The sequence below is a fragment of the Tanticharoenia sakaeratensis NBRC 103193 genome (genome assembly GCF_000963885.1).
Lineage (GTDB): Bacteria > Pseudomonadota > Alphaproteobacteria > Acetobacterales > Acetobacteraceae > Tanticharoenia > Tanticharoenia sakaeratensis.
This window is the reverse complement of record NZ_BALE01000058.1, coordinates 45,435-62,650: the sequence shown is the minus strand read 5'-3', so window position 1 is coordinate 62,650 and position 17,216 is coordinate 45,435. Positions and strand designations below refer to the sequence as shown.

The 17,216-nt window shown below is 64.9% G+C and carries 11 protein-coding genes; 9 read left to right on the top strand and 2 right to left on the bottom strand.

Features of this window, described 5'->3' with window-relative positions; translation table 11 throughout:
• The 4 genes from B8446_RS15525 to B8446_RS15510 all read left to right on the top strand — a co-directional run bounded on the left by B8446_RS15525 (position 1) and on the right by B8446_RS15510 (position 4,471).
• Positions 1-825, top strand: a complete 825-nt coding sequence (locus B8446_RS15525; protein WP_048851206.1) for a TauD/TfdA dioxygenase family protein — start codon at positions 1-3, stop codon at positions 823-825.
• Between the two features lie 27 nt (positions 826-852).
• Positions 853-2,037, top strand: a complete 1,185-nt coding sequence (locus tag B8446_RS15520) for an aromatic ring-hydroxylating oxygenase subunit alpha (protein WP_048851205.1) — start codon at positions 853-855, stop codon at positions 2,035-2,037.
• Positions 2,038-2,594: 557 nt separating this feature from the next.
• The gene (locus B8446_RS15515) at positions 2,595-3,836 is read left to right on the top strand and encodes an MFS transporter (RefSeq protein ID WP_148506049.1); all 1,242 of its coding nucleotides are present in this window, start codon (positions 2,595-2,597) and stop codon (positions 3,834-3,836) included.
• The gene (locus tag B8446_RS15510; protein WP_241767830.1) at positions 3,833-4,471 is read left to right on the top strand and encodes a cysteine hydrolase family protein; all 639 of its coding nucleotides are present in this window, start codon (positions 3,833-3,835) and stop codon (positions 4,469-4,471) included. Before B8446_RS15515 ends, B8446_RS15510 begins: the two co-directional genes overlap by 4 nt.
• A 53-nt stretch (positions 4,472-4,524) precedes the next feature.
• Here B8446_RS15510 and B8446_RS15505 read toward each other — a convergent pair whose 3' ends face one another.
• Together B8446_RS15505 and B8446_RS15495 are read right to left on the bottom strand one after the other, a co-directional pair.
• On the bottom strand, positions 4,525-5,952 hold the full coding sequence (locus tag B8446_RS15505; protein WP_084712392.1) for a DHA2 family efflux MFS transporter permease subunit: 1,428 nt from the start codon (positions 5,950-5,952) through the stop codon (positions 4,525-4,527).
• An 845-nt stretch (positions 5,953-6,797) separates the two neighbouring features.
• Positions 6,798-7,871, bottom strand: coding sequence for an acetamidase/formamidase family protein (locus tag B8446_RS15495; RefSeq protein ID WP_048851200.1), 1,074 nt, complete (start codon positions 7,869-7,871; stop codon positions 6,798-6,800).
• 184 nt (positions 7,872-8,055) lie between these two features.
• Between B8446_RS15495 and B8446_RS15490 the strand changes: the two genes are divergently transcribed.
• The 5 genes from B8446_RS15490 (at position 8,056) to B8446_RS15470 (ending at position 17,172) form a co-directional block, all read left to right on the top strand.
• Complete coding sequence (locus tag B8446_RS15490; RefSeq protein ID WP_048851242.1) at positions 8,056-9,003, top strand: PDR/VanB family oxidoreductase; 948 nt, start codon at positions 8,056-8,058, stop codon at positions 9,001-9,003.
• A gap of 85 nt (positions 9,004-9,088) precedes the next feature.
• Positions 9,089-11,194, top strand: a complete 2,106-nt coding sequence (locus B8446_RS15485; protein WP_048851197.1) for a catalase — start codon at positions 9,089-9,091, stop codon at positions 11,192-11,194.
• 260 nt (positions 11,195-11,454) lie between these two features.
• The gene (locus tag B8446_RS15480; protein ID WP_048851196.1) at positions 11,455-12,594 is read left to right on the top strand and encodes an efflux RND transporter periplasmic adaptor subunit; all 1,140 of its coding nucleotides are present in this window, start codon (positions 11,455-11,457) and stop codon (positions 12,592-12,594) included.
• Positions 12,587-15,682, top strand: coding sequence for an efflux RND transporter permease subunit (locus B8446_RS15475; protein WP_048851194.1), 3,096 nt, complete (start codon positions 12,587-12,589; stop codon positions 15,680-15,682). Before B8446_RS15480 ends, B8446_RS15475 begins: the two co-directional genes overlap by 8 nt.
• Positions 15,682-17,172 (top strand): efflux transporter outer membrane subunit, encoded by a 1,491-nt coding sequence (locus B8446_RS15470; RefSeq protein WP_048851192.1) that lies wholly within the window; start codon positions 15,682-15,684, stop codon positions 17,170-17,172. The genes B8446_RS15475 and B8446_RS15470 overlap by 1 nt, the downstream gene beginning before the upstream one ends.
• Positions 17,173-17,216: the final 44 nt, after the last annotated feature.

The window sequence follows — 17,216 nt, the reverse complement described above, 5'->3', positions numbered from 1 at the left end:
ATGAGCGAGACCCTGACGCGCAACGAGATCATCGTCCGCCCCATGACGGTCCGGATCGGTGCGGAAATCTCGGGCGTGGACCTCACGAAACCGCTCCCGGATGAAACGATCGCCACTCTTCAGGAGGCGATCGCACGCCATCAGGTGATCTTCTTTCGCGATCAGCCCGTCAGCCATGAAGATCATCTGCGGCTGGGACGTGCATTTGGTGAACTTGCGATCCACACCGGCGTGTCGGGCCTTGCGGACTACCCCGAAATCGTGGCGATCCATGCTGACGAGAACTCGAAATTCGTGGCGGGGGAAAACTGGCACTCTGACCTGTCGTGCAATGCCGAGCCGCCGATGGGGAGTATTCTCGCACTCCACACCGTGCCGGAAGTCGGCGGCGACACGGCGTTTTCCTCGATGTACGCGGCTTATGACGCGTTGTCCGCCCCGATGAAGGCCATGCTCGAGGGGCTGACCGCCATTCATGATGCGGAGCACGTCTATCGGCCCATTGTCGGCAACAACGGCAAGACGTATCCGTGCAGCGAACATCCGGTAGTGCGGACCCATCCAGTCACGAAACGCAAATGCCTGTTCGTGAATGCTTCCTATACCACGCGCATTCCGCAGCTCTCGGCGCTCGAAAGCGACGCCCTGCTCGGATTCCTGTTTCGCCATTGCATGGCTGCCGATTTCCAGGTCCGCTTCCGCTGGACGCCGCACGCGATCGCGTTCTGGGACAATCGCTGCACGCAGCATCAGGCGATCTGGGATTATTTCCCTCAGGTCCGCTCGGGTTTCCGCGTCACCATCGCCGGCGACAAGCCGTTCTGATCCAATCCACGATCCTGGAATTTCATCATGACGCATGCAGTCCTCGACGACGCCCTGTTCGCCGCGATGGAAAGCTCGATCCTGCCGACCGAACAGGCCGAGAGCCTGCCGCCGCTGTGCTATACGAGTGCGGAATTCTACGAATTCGAAAAAGATGCGGTCTTCGCACGCGAGTGGCTGTGCGTCGGGCGCGACTCCTGGGCGCCCGAGCCCGGATCCTACTTCACGTCCTTCATCGCGGATGAACCGATCGTGGTGGCGCGCGGGCGTGACGGCGTTCTGCGCGCCATGTCCAGCGTCTGCCAGCATCGCGGCATGCTGGTAGCGGAAGGTTGCGGCAAAACCCGTGCTTTTGTCTGCCCCTATCACCACTGGACCTACACTCTGGACGGAACCCTCGCCGCAGCCCCTGCCATGGAAAAATCCTGCGGCTTTGACAAATCGAAGGCCAGCCTGCCGCTTTTTGCCGTCGAGATCTGGGAAGGGTTCGTTTTCATCAATTTCGACCGCGAGGCCGCCCCTCTCGCACCCCGACTGGCGAAAGTGACCGAAATCCTCAAGCCCTATGGCATGGCGGATGCCGAGGGTGAAAAGCCGTCCGGCGAACAGCGCTATCCATGGAACTGGAAAGTGATGTTCGAGAACAACAACGACGGGTATCACGCGAGCAAATTGCATCAGGGACCGCTGCACGACTTCATTCCAAGCGAACTCGCGGAGTTTCCTGACGATCTTCCGGATGACACGGCCGGTTACTACCGCACCAACCGCACGCTGCATCCGGACGCCAGTTTCAATGCGACCCAGCGTGCTGTCCTGCCGGTCTTCACGGGGCTGACCGATGACGAACGCCATCGCATGGTCTTCGCAAACCTCCCGCCCACGCTGTCGCTCGTGATGACGGCGGATGCGGTCATCTACCTCATTCTCCGCGCAGACGGGCCCGAGAGCCACCGGGTCGACCAGGGCGTCCTGACCGCACCGGGTTCGTCAGCCGATCCGGCCTTTCGGCACAAGATGGCCATGAACATGCAGGCCGCCGGGGAGATCATCGACCAGGATCTGCATGTGGACGAACTGGTGCAGGTCGGCCTGCGCTCGCGTTTCGCGCCGCGCGGACGCTACTCCTGGCAGGAAGGCGCGCAACGCCTGTTCAACAGCTGGCTCGTGCCGCGCTACCGCGAAGCCTGGGCACGGCAGCAGCGTGGCTGATGCCTGCGGGCCGGAGACGATGGTGCGAAATGGAGGCTCGTCCGATGAAGTGGGGTGTTACCCATCGGCCGACAGCACCTGCGGCGTTCCAGCCCTAACTGCGTGCGTGACAGACGAAGCCATCCTTCAGGAACATGCCGACCGCCGGGTTGCCCCATGTATGTCGTGGGCCATCAGGTTCTTGCCCGGCGCCTGTTGGAGAACCGCAACCCGTCTTCCTGATACGATCCGACCGCACGGACGTCGGCTATGACGCACGGTCGCGCCCGAGATCGGCTGGATCGCCGCCTTGAAGGCAGCCTGCGGATTGAAGCGGACGCCTGTGTGCAACGGTGCCCGGTATCGTGTTTCCGGCCTCGCGATCAGGCCGTCATGCATGGATCCGGGAGGCCGTCTGAACCGCGGACGCGCCTGCGCGACCAAGAGTTTTGCAGCTCACGACAATACGGACCGACGCCCAATGCTTGATTGTGACTGCGAACCCGGCTTCGATACCGGACCCGGGCCGTCCTGTTGATGCCGGGTTGCCTCGTGCATGTTCTGGGAGAACGACCTCCGTGCCTTCTGTTGCCGCCTCGTCCGATCCACTCGACATGTCCGCGCTGACCGCTGACAACCTGCTGCGGCGCCGCATCGCCCTCGTGGCGCTGACGGTCCTGTACTTCCTGCTGATGGCGGATACGTTCAATTCCCTCGGCGTGGTCCTGCCATCCATGGTGACCGACCTGCATCTGGACTGGGGTTCGGCGGGTTTCGGCTTCATGTTGCTGGGCCTGGGCTGTGGCCTGACAAGCCCGTTGCCCGCATTGCTGATCCGTCGCGTCGGGACCGCGCCGACGCTCGTGCTTGCCGGTATCGTACTGGCGGCAGGCTTCGCCTGCTTTGCCTGTGCGAGCAGCGCGTTCGGTTATGATGCGGGCGCGCTTCTGCTGGGGCTGGGATTCACACTCGGCGGCACGGTGCCGGGCACGCATGTGATCGCGACTGTCTCGGCGCAGCCCGCACGGCTGATGGGCGCCTACTTCACGGGCGGAAGCCTGGGCGCGATCGCAGGGCCCATGCTCTATCTCGGGATCGCCCATTTCTTCGGGACGTGGCGGCCATTCTGGTGGGTATGCGGTGCCGCGACAGCCACGGCGGCCATCGTCGCCGCCTTCGCCGTCTCCGGGATCCGGCCCTATGGCGCCGCGAAGGACGGCCCCGCGGTCCCGGGTTGGCCTACACGGCGCGCGCTTGCGGCGCCTGCGTTCTGGATCATCGTCGCCGCCTACACCGGCTGCCTTGCAATCAACACGACGATGCACAGCTTCGCCGTCCAGCACCTGACCGAGCGCGGATTGTCGCACGACCGGGCCGCCGAGATGATGTCGGCGGTCGCAATCCTCGGCGCGGTTGGTGCAGCCCTGGCCGGTGTCGTCGGGCAGCGCGTCGGCGCGCGCGTGCTGACGGTGATTGCAACCCTTGCCATGACCGGGGCCGCGTTGTCCTTCGCACTGCCGCAGACACCGGCCACGCTCGCGTGCTTCACGCTGACGCTGGGGCTGGGCCTCGGCATCGTCTATGTCGCGAGCGCCATGCTGCTGCTGGAGTATTTCGGCAGCCGCCATAACCTCGAGCTCTATTCCGCGATGTGTCTCATCTCGACATTGGCGGCACTCGGGCCGTGGCTTGCCGGCCGTCTGCGCGACAGCACGGGCGGATTTGAAAACGCATTTGCGATCCTCGGCGCCATCGGGCTGGCCCTGTCCATCGCCATCATGCTGATGCGCAGGCCCCATGCGCCGGACCATGCCGCGTGAACAAGCTCGACCCTGCGATCTTCGCGCCCGCCCACACGGCGCTGCTGGTCATCGACATCCAGAAGGATTTCGGAGCACCGGGCTTTGCAATGGCGCAGGCAGGCATGGTCATGGAGCCGGTCGAAGCCGCCTTGGCCGCATCGATCCGGCTGATCGACGCGGCCCGGTCCGCGCACGTTCCGGTCGTGTTCATCCGGGTGATCACGCGGCCCGAAACCGACAGTCGCGCGGTCAGGCGGTTCTTCGAGCGCATCGGCTACGGCGCGGACGCGGCTGCCATCTGCCGGGCCGGCACGGAAGGGGCAGCCTATTACCGCGTGGCACCTGAGCCGGGCGAGATCGAGGTCGAGAAGACGCTCTACAACGCCTTTGCAGGCACCAGGCTTGAGACGATCCTGCGCGAGCGCGGCATCGAAACACTGGTGCTGTGCGGCCTCACGACCGATTGCTGCGTCGACGGCACGGCACGGGATGCCTTCGAGCGCAATTTCGACGTGTTCATCGCGCGCGACGCCTGCGCCGCATTCGACCCGCAGACACACGAGAATGCACTGGCGATTCTCGGAACACACAGCGCGATTGCTGTCGACAGCGCATCGGTTCGGGAGGCATGGGCCGTTCCAGCGAAAGCGTGATGGCACGCTGACAGGGCTGATGTCAGGGCGAGAGACGACAGCTTCCGGCCGGTTCAGGATGACGCAGCCGGCAGCACCGGCGGCAGACGGCGCGTTGCGAAAACAAGCAGCCCGTGAAGCCCGCACAGAATGATGAATGCTGCCACGAGCGCGTCCGCCGGATGCCCGTGCGCTGCAGGAGAGAAATGCCATCCCAGTGCCGCGGCGCATAGCGTCGTGCCCGTCGGGCCGCCGAGGCGCTGAACGATATTCAGGGCAGTCGTCGCCATCGGCAGGTCGCGCTTCGGGACCGCCATGTAGCCGGCACTCATGGCCGGCACGCCGATCGCGCTGATGCCGATCCCGCGCAGGAAAAGGGCCGCCAGCAGGCCGGCCACGACAAGATGGCCATGGGCCATGAAAGCCAGCGGCACCGTGCCTGCCAGGGCCACGACCGCGCCGTAACCCGTCAGGCGCCTGATGCCGAAATGCGCCGTAAGCCTGCCCATGAACGGATATGTGCACATCATGCCCAGCGCCAGCGGCGCGAGAAGCAATCCGGTCCGACCCGGCGACAGCCCGCAGCCATCGATCAGATAGATCGGGATCAGCATCTGGCCGCCGAAAGACACGCAGTTCATCAGGAACATGCTGCCGGCGGCCGAGCGGAACGGGCGATTGTTCAACAGCCGCAGGTCGATCAGCGCGTCGCCTCCCTTGCGGCGGGCAAGATGCACATACGACCCGAACAGAATTAGCGATGCGATCATGATCGCATCGCCGGAATGCGTGCCGACATGATCCGCAGCGTAGAGAAACAGGACCAGTGCGGGCGACAGGGTTGCCAGACCCGCGAGGTCGAGGCTGCGCGGTCGCCGTTCCGCATGATCGTGCGGAAGCGCGCGGGCGGCCAGCAGGAACGCGATCCCGCCAACCGGCAGATTGATCACGAAGAGCCACCGCCAGGACGCGACATGGAGCAGCGCGCCTGCCACGACCGGTCCGAGCAGAGGCGCAAGCAGGACCGGCATCGTCATGAGGCCCGCAACCCGGGGCATCTGTCTGCCAGCCACGCGCGCGACCATCATCTGGGCCATCGGCGCCAGCAGACCGCCGCTCATGCCCTGCAGGACCCGGAATGCGATCAGCGACCCGGCCGACCAGGCGCCGCTGCATAAGGCCGATGACAGCGTGAAAGCCGCGAAACACCAGAGATAGACGGCCCGGGACCCGATGCGATCGACCAGCCGCCCGTTCAGCGGCAAGGCCAGGGCCAGAGCCAGCAGGTAGCCGCTCATGACCCATTGGATCGTGCCCAGAGATGCCTGCAGGTCACGGGCGAGGCTGGTCAGCGACACATTGACGATCGTGGCGTCGAGCTGCGCCATGAAGGAACCGATCGCGGCAACACATATGATCTTCCAGGCCCCCGGGGCCAGACCATGGCCCTGTCCCGCGTCGGTCTGCGCGACGGCGCTGTCATCACTCCGGGAAGGTGGCATGCGATCCGTATCCGAATGATCCTGTGCGTGCGCGGGAACAAACGCCTGAAAACAGGTTCGAGCTCTCGAAATCCGCTGAACGTTCCATGCGGGTGCGACAGGCATCGAAACTAGAGGATCTCCTCCATAAAATTGGATACTTGAGTGTATCCTCAACTTCGTCAAGGGGAATGTCACGGTCCGTGAGCCGGATCGTTTCGCTGTTCGACAGCATGGCGTCGGTTCCGCGCATCGGCATCGAACGTCTGCGGAAACGCGGTTATATGCCCGCAGGCACGGTGACGATCGCGGCATGAGCGAACACCGGAACCGGGTTTTTCTATCGGCATTGCTTCAGTCCGGAAGACGCATCGCCGACGTCGTCCGTGCAATGGCAGACGAAGACCGCGCCCATGGCGCCGAGGCGTTCGGACGCCGTGCGCACCGTCTGCTTGCCGGAATTGACCGACCGTCTGCCCGAACTTCTGGTGCGCCTTTGTCCGCGCTTCGATGCACGCCGGATGCTTGTGGACGCCCGGGGCGTTCGCGATGACATCCGCACCGGGAGCTGCAAACGGCATCGCCGCCGCGTCGCAAGTCCGCGCGCCCGATCTCGATCGAAATCCATCAGGTGTGAATGCCGCCTTCGTCGCGACAGACGGAAAGACGCCGCCCGGCAGGAGCCAGCGGGCAGCGTCGATCAGCGCGGATGCTTCTGAAGAACGCCGTCTGACGCGAACGAATTGCCCGAACTGCAGGCTGGCGCCTCATCGGCGGCCGCGGCTCGCGCAGCGTGACCGCTCCAGCTCCACGGCTGTCGGGCGCGTTCGATCTCGTGCGTCCGGCAGCTTCGAAACCGGGAAGCGTCAGGTCCGGGTGATCGGAAACATGTCGCGGCGAATGCGCATGTGCACGCCCTGCTTGCCGTCGACGACCTGTGTTACGGCCATGTCACCGGCAACGGACAGCAGGGAATAGGCGTCGTCGGTCGACAGCCCCCGGTCGGTCAGGAGCGTCAGCATGTCGCGGGAGGCTTCCTTCGCCGCAATGTCGAGCGTGTCGCCGAAACCATGGACGATCCAGTTCTGCGGCGTTTCCAGAAGTGGCGAGCGGAAGGAGAAATCCTTGCGCAGGATGATCTGGAACAGCACGTCGAGCGATGCCTCGATCGCCGTGCCGCTGATCTCGCCATCGCCTTGGCTGATATGCGGGTCGCCGATCGAGAAAAGCCCGCCATCGACCTGCACCTTGTAGTACATCGTGGCACCCGCGCCGATGCGCCAGTTGTCGATGTTGCCGCCGTGCAGGCCCGGCGGCACGGTGCTGACACGCCCGGTCTCGTCAGGTGCGACGCCCGCCGTGCCGAGATGCGGGCGAACCGGAACGCGCACGCCGGCAAGCGCGCGCTGCCTGTCGCATTCGGGGCAATGGGTGATCCGGCCGGGGATTAGATACTTGTCCGGCACGTCGTAGGCATAGAGGGCCTGTGCCGTGTTCGCACCTTCGTCGAGTTCATAGATCGTGACGCGCTCACGCGCACCCAGGTCTTCGTAAAGCTGCCCCCAGTGGGCCGCGAGATTCGAACCGAAGCGGAAGCGCGGCTGCATGCCGAGATACCGCACCTCGAGCATGTCGCCTGGCTTTGCATCACGCACGAAGATCGGCCCGGTCATGATGTGGACGCCCGGCGTGCGATCGGATTCCGGGGTCTCGCGCCAGACGCGATGCATGGCGTCATCCATCATCAGCGCCGGGTCGTCGCCCGCATGATGGGTCAGCGCCTGCGCGTGGATCAGATCGCCGGAATCGACCATCAGCGCCGGAGCCATGGCGGCATCGAAATACCCCCAATGCGTGGTCTGCGGCGTCGCCTCCAGGCGATGCAGCGCGCGGGGGACGACGATCGGGCCGGTGGGCGGTGCGGTGCAGGTCAGCGTCATGGGTCTGTGCGGCATCTCATGTCAGGGATTGGCAACGATGCAGCATATCGGGGCGCGCCCGCATCCGAATTGCGCCTGCGCGCCCCTGATCGGAACGAAGGCGCAAAACCGGGTTCTCCGCCTTGTCGGAGACGGCGCGGCCCGCCAACGCTCGACCTTGATCCGACGTGAAAGGGGAACAGGCATGACGGAGCGGACCATGGCGATGCGCGTCACGAACCTGCGCGATCTCTCCGATTGCGTTCGCGGCGTGACGCTCGTGGCAGCCGACGGTGCTCCGCTGGCGCCCGTAACGGCAGGCGCGCATATCGACCTGCACATCCCGGCGTTCACGCCCATCGTACGGCAGTATTCCCTCACCAACGCACCCGGTGCGCGGGATGCCTATGAAATCGCCGTGCTCCGTGAGCCGCGCAGTCGGGGTGGCTCGGCCTATATCCACGCAAACCTTGCGATCGGCGATGTCCTTCAGGTAGGCGGCCCACGCAATCATTTCGCCCCGTTCGAGGCGGCAGTGCAGAGCGTGTTGATCGCAGGGGGCATCGGGATCGCGCCGATCCGGTCGATCGCCCTGCGGCTACAGGCCCTGGGTGCACCGTTCTCCCTGCATTATGCCGCCCGCAGCCGTGCCTCGGCCGCGTTCGCGGACGATCTGCCCGGCTCATCCGTCGCCACCTGCTTTGCCGATGAGGCTGATCTGCGGCTCGATCTGGCCGCGCTGGCCGCCCGCACGGATCCGCGCGCGCATGTCTATTGCTGCGGCCCGGCGCGCATGATCGACGCATTCGAGCGCGCCTTTGCGTCATTCCCGTCGGAGCAGCGTCATCGCGAGCTGTTCGAAGCCGTGCATGCTCCGGCCACTGGCGGTGGCTTCGAGATCACGCTGGCCAGAAGCGGCCGGACCCTGCGGGTGACACCCGGCGAGACGATTCTCGAGGTCGCGCGCGCGGCAGGTGCCGGCGTTTCGTTTTCCTGCGCGGAAGGGGTCTGCGGCATGTGCGAGACCCGGGTGCTTGAGGGGTGCCCCGATCATCGTGATTCCGTGCTGACCGACGCCGAGCAGGCAGCGGGGAACACGATGATGATCTGCTGTTCCGGCTCGAAATCGGCAAGGCTGGTGCTCGACCTGTAACTCTGAACGGTCACTCCGATGTGCAACCGCCCGAGCCCGGGGAACGTTCGACTGGGCACAGCGAAGAACGGACGGGGTTCGAATAATGGCCGGCAGCAAGCGCGAAACAGTCAAGCTCGGGGATGAGATCGTCGAGCGTGGGCCTCAGGGCGCCACACATCAGGTTGCATCTCCCGGCGCGCCGGTGTTGACCACCCAGCAGGGTCTGCCTGTCTCGGATGACCAGAACACGCAGAAGGCAGGACCGCGTGGTCCGGCGCTCCTGCAGGATCTGCACTTTCGCGAAAAGATCTTCCACTTCGATCATGAGCGGATCCCCGAGCGCGTCGTCCATGCCCGCGGCTATGGCGCGCACGGCTATTTCGAACTCACGGATTCACTGGCCGACGTCACGCGCGCAAAGGTTCTGAGCGAAGTCGGGAAGAAGACGCCGGCATTCGTCCGGTTCTCGACAGTGGCCGGCAGCCAGGGCTCGTTCGATGTCGCCCGGGACGTGCGCGGCTTTGCCGTGAAGCTGTACACCGACGAGGGCAACTGGGACATCGTCGGCAACAACATCCCGGTTTTCTTCATCCAGGACGCGATGAAGTTCCCGGACATGGTGCATGCCGTGAAGCAGGAGGCCGATCGCGGGTTCCCGCAGGCACAGTCCGCCCATGACACGTTCTGGGATTTCGCATCACTTTCGCCCGAGACGACCCACATGCTCATGTGGATCATGTCCGATCGCGCGATCCCGCGCTCGTTCCGCTTCATGGAAGGCTTCGGCGTTCACAGCTTCCGCCTGGTCACGGCCGAGGGCAAATCGACCTACGTGAAGTTCCACTGGAAGCCGAAGCTCGGCATGCAGTCGGTCGTCTGGAACGAGGCCGTGAAGATCAACGGTGCCGATCCCGACTTCCATCGCCGCGACCTCTGGACGGCCATCACGAACGGCGATTTCCCGGAGTGGGAACTGGGCGTTCAGCTGTTCGACGACGAATTCGCGGACAAGTTCGACTTCGACATCCTCGACGCCACGAAGCTTATCCCGGAAGAACTGGTGCCCGTGCGCCGGATCGGCCGTCTCGTGCTGGACCGGATGGTGGACAATTTCTTCGCCGAGACTGAGCAGGTGGCGTTCTGCACCCAGAACATCGTGCCGGGCGTCGACTTCACCAATGATCCGCTGTTGCAGGGCCGCAACTTCTCGTATCTCGACACGCAGACGAAGCGCCTGGGCGGTCCGAACTTCACGCATATCCCCATAAACGCACCGAAATGCCCGTTTCATAACTTCCAGCAGGACGGGCATATGGCGATGCACAACCCGAAAGGGCGCGCGAACTATGAGCCGAGTTCGCTCGACCGCGGCCCCCGCGAGAGCCCGACGGCCGGTTACACGCCGTTCCAGGAGCCGCTTCGCGACGCAACGACGCGCGAACGCGGTGCGCTGTTCGCGGATCACTACAGCCAGGCACGTCAGTTCTACATCAGCCAGACCGAGCCGGAGCAGACGCACATCAAAAACGCGTTTGTCTTCGAGCTGAGCAAGGTCGAGGTGCCGGCAATCCGTGAGCGGGTGGTCTCGCATCTCCTGAATGTCGATGAGATGCTGGCGCAGCAGGTGGCGCAGGGTCTGCGTCTGGAAAAGATTCCGCAGGCCGCACCGCCCGCGCGACCGGTCGTCAGCACGCTGCCGGAATCGCCGGCGCTGAGCATCATCAAGAACGGACCGAAGTCATTCGCCGGCCGCAAGCTCGGCGTGCTGGTGACGGACGGCACGGATGCGACATTGCTGTCCGGTCTGATGAAGGCCGCAGCCGACGAAGGTACGCTCGTGGAACTGGTGGCCCCTGCGGTCGGCGGCGTGAAGACGACCGACGGCAAGCTCGTGCCGGCAGGACAGAAGATCGTCGGCGCACCGTCTGTCCTGTATGACGCCGTCGTGCTGCTGCCGTCCGCCGACGGCGCTGCCCTTCTGAACGACGAGGCCACGGCCCGTGACTTCATTGCCGATGCGTTCGCCCATGCGAAGTTCATCGCCTACGTGAAGGAAGCGCGCCCGCTGATGGAGCGCGCAGGCGTCGGACCGTCCGACATGGATGCCGGGTTTGCCGAGATCCGGGCAGGCGGCGATTTTGCGGGTTTCCTGACGACCTGTCGGGACGTTCGTTTCTGGGATCGGGAGAAGCGGACCCATACCGTCTGATCCTGCCGCTGCAAGGCAAATGATCATGCGCCCGGCCCCGCAAGGGGTCGGGCGTTTTCGTGTTGTATATCAAAGATTTACGCAAGGTCTGTGGCACGCAGGTGCAAAGGCTCGGTGAAATTTTTATCACCGTTCTGGAACTTTTTGTGATGGCGCTTGGCAGCAGGGCTGATCTCGGGCAGTAACCCGGCGGTAGTCCGCGATGTTTTGTCGCAAAACCCTCCGCCTCATGCCAGAGCGAACCCAGGGCCCACATATCGATGCGCTTTTCCCGCGGCCAAGGGCTGCTTGCACTTGCTGCGGCCGTGTTCGTCCTGCTGATCATCGTGGTCGTCTGGCGTAGACCGGCGCCCGTATCGGAGGGCAGACCGAAAGAGGAAGTCGCGCGCAATGCGTCCGGCGACCTTGTGGTCGACCCGCAATCCCCGATCCTGCATGCGCTCGTCGTGGCGCAGGCCCGCTCGGTCGCCCTGCCGCACATCACGCATTTCCCCGGCGTCGTGGCATCCGAGCCCAGCCGCTCGGTATCCATCCTCACGCCGGTCGCAGGCAGGGTCGTCTCGGTCTCCACGGCGCCCGGCGCGTTCGTGACGCGCGGACAGGTGCTGGCCGTTCTCGCCTCCGGTGATCTCGCGCAGGCTTATGCCGATCAACAGAAGGCGCAGTCGGCGCTGACGCTGGCCCACAAGGCGTTCACCCGCGCCCAGGGTGTGCTCGCGGTCGGTGGCAATGCCGCCAAGGATCTCGACTCGGCGCGCAACGATCTGGGGCAGGCCGAGGCCGAGGCGACCCGAGCCGACCAGCGTCTGAATGCGCTGAACGCCAATGCGGCCTACAGCACCAGGGGGCTGATCCCGCTTGTCGCACCCGTCGATGGCATCATCTCCACGGTGACGATGGCGCCGGGCAACATGGTGACGGACCCGACCGCCGTGCAGATGACGATGGTCGACCTGTCGGAAATCTGGGTCAACGCGCAGGTGCCCGAAGACCAGATCACCCAGATCGCGGTCGGCGAGACGGCTCAGGTGACGCTGACCGCAGCACCGGGCCATGTGATCGACTGCCATATCGCAAGCCTCGATCCGACACTGCATCCGGACTCGCGCAGGCTGGAGGCGCATGCCGCCTGCGCCAATCCTGACGGATTGCTGCGACCCAACATGTTCGGCGACGTGGCCGTCACGGCGCCGGAAGGCACACAGGTCATGGTCCCGCAATCCGCGCTGCTGATGAACAACGACGCGGTCAACGTCTACGTCGAGGTCGCGCCCCGCACCTTCCGCAGGCAGCGCGTCGAGATCTCGTATGACGAAGGGGAAGACGTGCGCGTCCTGTCAGGGCTCTCGGCGGATGCGCGGATCGTGACCGCCGGCGGAATTCTGCTCAACGATGATTGAGCGTGCCATTGCCTGGTGTTTCGGGCGCCGCAAGGTCGTGTTCTTCGCGGCGATCCTGCTCGCCCTGTGCGGCTATGCCGCATGGCAGGGGCTTCCGGTCGAGGCCTATCCCGATCTCGGCGCCCCCAACGTCCTCGTCACGACCCAGGTGCCCGGCCTTGCGGCCGAAGAGATCGAGCAGCAGATCACGACGCCGCTGGAGCGCGCGCTCGCCAGTGTCCCGGGTGTCGTGGACAGCCGGTCCAGCAGCACGTTCGGCCTGTCTCTCGTCACCCTGATCTTCTCGGACAAGACGAGCATCTATCTCGCGCGTCAGCTCACGAACGAGGCCATCGCCCAGGCGACACTGCCTGCCGGCATCACGCCGACACTCGGGCCGATTTCCGGCCCGGCGGGCGAAATTTATCGCTACACGCTGGAGTCGGATCGCCAGAACCTGATGCAGCTGTCCGACATCCAGCGTTGGACCGTCATTCCGGCCCTGCAGCAGATCCAGGGGGTGGTGAACGTCAACAATTTCGGCGGCTTCACCAAGGAATACCAGCTCGTCGTCGATCCAAAGGCGCTTCAGCGCTACAATGTCGGTGTCAACGACGTCATCAACGCGATCAAGAACAACTCGGTCGACGCGGGCGGCGGACGCATCACGCGCGGCGAGCAGTCCTACATCGTGCGCGGGATCGGCATGGTCCACTCGCTCGACGATCTGGGCGCGATCGGCGTGACGCAGCACAACGGCACGCCGGTCATGCTGCGCGACCTGGGGCAGATCCAGTTCGGCCATCAGGTGCGCGAAGGCGTGCTCGGCAAGGACCACAATCCCGATACGATCGAGGGCATCGTGACGATGCTGACGGGCGACAATCCGTCGCTCGTGCTCGACCATATCCATGAGACCGTCCAGCGCCTGCAGAAGCAGCTCGATCCCATGGGCGTGCACATCGTGCCCTATATCGACCGCGACAATCTCGTGCATGCGACAACCAACAAGGTTGGCGAGACGATGGTCGAGGGCATCGGGCTCGTGCTCCTGATCCTGACGATCTTCCTCGGCAGTCCGCGCAGCGCGCTGGTGACCGCCGTCACGATCCCGCTGGCGCTCAGCATGGTGTTCGTCCTGATGCGCGTGCTCGGCATGTCGGCGAACCTGTTCTCGCTCGGCGCGATCGATTTCGGCGTGATCGTGGACGGCGCCATCGTCGTGACGGAAGCGATCCTGCGTATCCGCGAACATTATGCCGATCGCGCGCTGCGCCCGGACGAGGTCCTGACGGTCGCGCGACAGGCGGGCCGGTCGATCTTTTCGTCCACGCTCATCATCATCGTGGCCTACAGCCCGCTGTTCGCCTTCGAGGGCAGCGAGGGCAAGCTGTTCCGGCCGATGGCCTTCACCGTGAGCTTCGCGCTCCTGGGGGCACTGGCCTGCGCGATCATGCTGATCCCGACGCTCAGCTTCATCGCCCTGCGCAAGCCGCAGCGCCTGTGGCACAACGCCCCGCTCGAATGGCTTCACCACCGCTATCGCTTCGTGCTCGGCCACATGATCGACCGGCCGGCGGTGGCCTATGCCGGCGGCGTGATCGCGCTCGTTCTGGTCGTGGGTCTCGGGATGTCTGTCGGGCGTGAATTCCTGCCCGATCTGGACGAGGGCGCACTCTGGATCCAGGTCCAGATGCCATCGGGCATTTCAGTCGACGCGGGCAGCGCGATCGCGGACCGGCTGCGCGACACGGTGCGCGAATTCCCCGAGACATCCTATGCCATCACGCAGCTCGGGCGGAACGACGACGGCACGGACCCGTGGTCGCCCTCGCATATCGAGATGCCGGTCGGTCTGACGCCCTACAGCTCATGGCCCGCAGGCGAGAGCAAGGCCCAGTTCGTGAACCGGCTGCGTGCACGACTGAGCATGATCCCCGGCATCAGCTTCGGCATCAGCCAGCCGATCGAAGACAACATGAGCGATCTGGTGGGCGGCGCCCATTCGCCGCTGGTCCTGCGCGTCTACGGCAACGACCTGGACGAACTGCGCCGGATCGGCGGCGACATCGTGGACGTCCTGCATGCCGTGCCGGGCACGGCGGAGGCCTCGATCTTCCAGGAGCCGCGCATCCCGCAGCTCGGCATCACCGCCGATCGCGCGGCGGCGGCGCGCTACGGGGTCAGCGTGAGCGACATCGCCAACGTGGTGCAGAACGCGATCGGGGATGCGGCCATCACGCAGGTCTATGTCCAGGATCGCGTCTACAATGCGACGATCCACATCGCGCGCATGGAGGCGCGCAACCTGCAGGCGATCGAACAACTGCCGCTGCTCGATCCGCAAGGGGCGCAGATTCCGCTTGGCCAGGTCGCGAAGATCGCGCTGCGCACGGGCGAGAGCAACATCGCCCACGAGCTGTATCGGCGGCAGATCACGATCCGCGTGGACAATGGCGAGCGTCCGCTGTCGCAGTATCTCGCCGATGCGCAGGCGCGGATCGAGAACCAGGTCCATTACGACCACCGCCAGTTCCATCTGGAATGGGCCGGCACGTTCCAGCAGGAGCAGCGCGCGCAGGAACGCCTGTCCATCGCGCTGCTTGTCATGCTCGCGGTCATGGTCGTGCTGCTTTTCATCGAGTTCGGCACCGTGCGCCATGCGCTGCTGGTGCTCAGCGTCGTGCCGCTGGCGACGCTCGGCGGCTTGGTGGCGCTGCACCTGCGCGGCGAGACGCTCAATATCGCGACTGCCGTGGGTTTCATCGCGCTGTTCGGTGTCGCCGTGCAGAACGGCATCATCATGATCGCCAATATCAACCGGCACCGCGCCGACGGCGTGCCGGTCCGCGAAGCCGTGCTGGAAGGTGCCGGTGAACGGTTCCGGCCCGTCCTGATGACGGCAACGGTTGCAACCGCCGGCATGCTTCCCGCGGCCCTTGCCACCGGTATCGGCACCGATGTCCAGCGTGGGCTTGCGACCGTGGTGGTGGGGGGCCTCGGGATCGCGACACTGCTGACGCTGTTCGCGCTTCCCACCTATTTCTGTGAGCTCGAGATGCGCGTGCAGCGCCGCCTTGCCCGCACGCGTTCGGCGGACCGTCCGTGATGCGCAACCTCGCTTTTCTCGCCCCGCGCGCGTGCGCGCCCCTTCTGGCATTCGCGCTGACGCAGTGTGCCGTGGGCCCTGATTTCCATAAGCCCACGGTTCTGGCCACGATGGGCTATCAGGCGGGCGGCGTGCCGCAGCACACGACGCCCAGCAATGCAGGGGCCGCCGGGGCGCTCCAGCAGATCAGCAGCGATTACGATCTTCCGGGTGACTGGTGGACGCTGTTCCACTGCCGGGCGTTGAACCAGCTTGTGACCCTGGCGCTGGCGAACAATCCGTCGCTGAAATCCGCCGAGGAATCCCTGCGCGCCGCGACCGAGCAGAAACGGTCGCAGGCGGGCCAGTTCTATCCGCAGATCAACGGGTTCTTCAATCCGACCCGGAACAAGACCTCGATCGCCCTGTCGCCGGTGCCGGGAAGCAACGGCTATCTGTACAACCTGCATACGGCACAGCTGAACATCTCCTACATGCCCGATATCTGGGGTGGAATCCGCCGCCAGCACGAGGCGCTCGCGGCCCAGCAGGAGGTGCAGCGCTTCCAGCTCGAAGCGACCTACCTGACATTGACGACCAATCTGGTCGTGACCGCGATCCAGTATGCAACGATCCGCGCCCAGCTTGCCGCGACCAGCGACATCATCGCGTCCCAGCAGCACCTGCTCACGACGCTGAACGGCGAGAAGACGCTCGGCGAGGCAGGCGTGCATGACGTGGTGTCCCAGCAGGCGCTGCTCGCACAGGCGCAGGCGACGCTGGCGCCCCTTCATCTGCAGCTCGACCAGGCGCGGGATCAACTCGCGGCACTGGCGGGACTTGCCCCCAACGCGACCCTGCCGGATTTCTCGCTCGACGACTTCGTCCTGCCGCCGACGCTGCCCGCGACCCTGCCATCGCGTCTTATTGAACAGCGTCCCGACGTCCGGGCGGCGCAGGCCGTAATGCATGATGCGAGCGCGCAGGTCGGCGTCGCCATCGCGAACCGCCTGCCGAACGTGCAGCTTCAGGCCATGCCGTCCATCGTCGTAAACAACATGGACCAGTTCTTCACGCCCGGTTACGGGATGTGGACCCTGGGCGCCATGATCACGCAGCCTTTGTTCGAGGGCGGGCAGCTCCTGCATCTCGAGCGCGCCTCGCGTCATCTGTTCGAACAGGCTGTGCAGCAATACCATGCGACCGTCCTGACGGCGGTGCAGAACGTGGCGGATTGCCTGCATGCGACGACCGATGATTCACAGGCTCTCGTCGCCAACGCCAATGCGGCACGCGTTACGGCCGAAAGCCTCCGGATCGCGCGCGCGCAGCAGCGTCTGGGCGATATCAGCCAGGTCATGGTGCTGAATGCCCAACAGGCGGATGCGCAGGCCCGGCTGGCGCTGATCGCCGCGCAGGGCGCGCGGTTTACCGATACCGTAGCCCTGTTTCAGGCCGTCGGCGGCGGATGGTGGCATCGCGACGATACCCCTCCTGCGCCGGGGCACTGAGGCTTTTCGTCACACGCCTTACACTGCCTTACATCTTGGAAATC

Excerpts from the sequence above, each read along its gene's own strand:
- B8446_RS15475 (WP_048851194.1), top strand. The coding sequence starts at position 12,587 with ATGATTGAGCGTGCCATTGCCTGGTGTTTCGGGCGCCGCAAGGTCGTG.
- B8446_RS15470 (WP_048851192.1), top strand. The coding sequence starts at position 15,682 with ATGCGCAACCTCGCTTTTCTCGCCCCGCGCGCGTGCGCGCCCCTTCTG.
- B8446_RS15495 (WP_048851200.1), bottom strand. The coding sequence starts at position 7,871 with ATGACGCTGACCTGCACCGCACCGCCCACCGGCCCGATCGTCGTCCCC.
- B8446_RS15485 (WP_048851197.1), top strand. The coding sequence starts at position 9,089 with ATGGCCGGCAGCAAGCGCGAAACAGTCAAGCTCGGGGATGAGATCGTC.
- B8446_RS15525 (WP_048851206.1), top strand. The coding sequence starts at position 1 with ATGAGCGAGACCCTGACGCGCAACGAGATCATCGTCCGCCCCATGACG.
- B8446_RS15480 (WP_048851196.1), top strand. The coding sequence starts at position 11,455 with ATGCGCTTTTCCCGCGGCCAAGGGCTGCTTGCACTTGCTGCGGCCGTG.
- B8446_RS15505 (WP_084712392.1), bottom strand. The coding sequence starts at position 5,952 with ATGCCACCTTCCCGGAGTGATGACAGCGCCGTCGCGCAGACCGACGCG.
- B8446_RS15520 (WP_048851205.1), top strand. The coding sequence starts at position 853 with ATGACGCATGCAGTCCTCGACGACGCCCTGTTCGCCGCGATGGAAAGC.
- B8446_RS15490 (WP_048851242.1), top strand. The coding sequence starts at position 8,056 with ATGACGGAGCGGACCATGGCGATGCGCGTCACGAACCTGCGCGATCTC.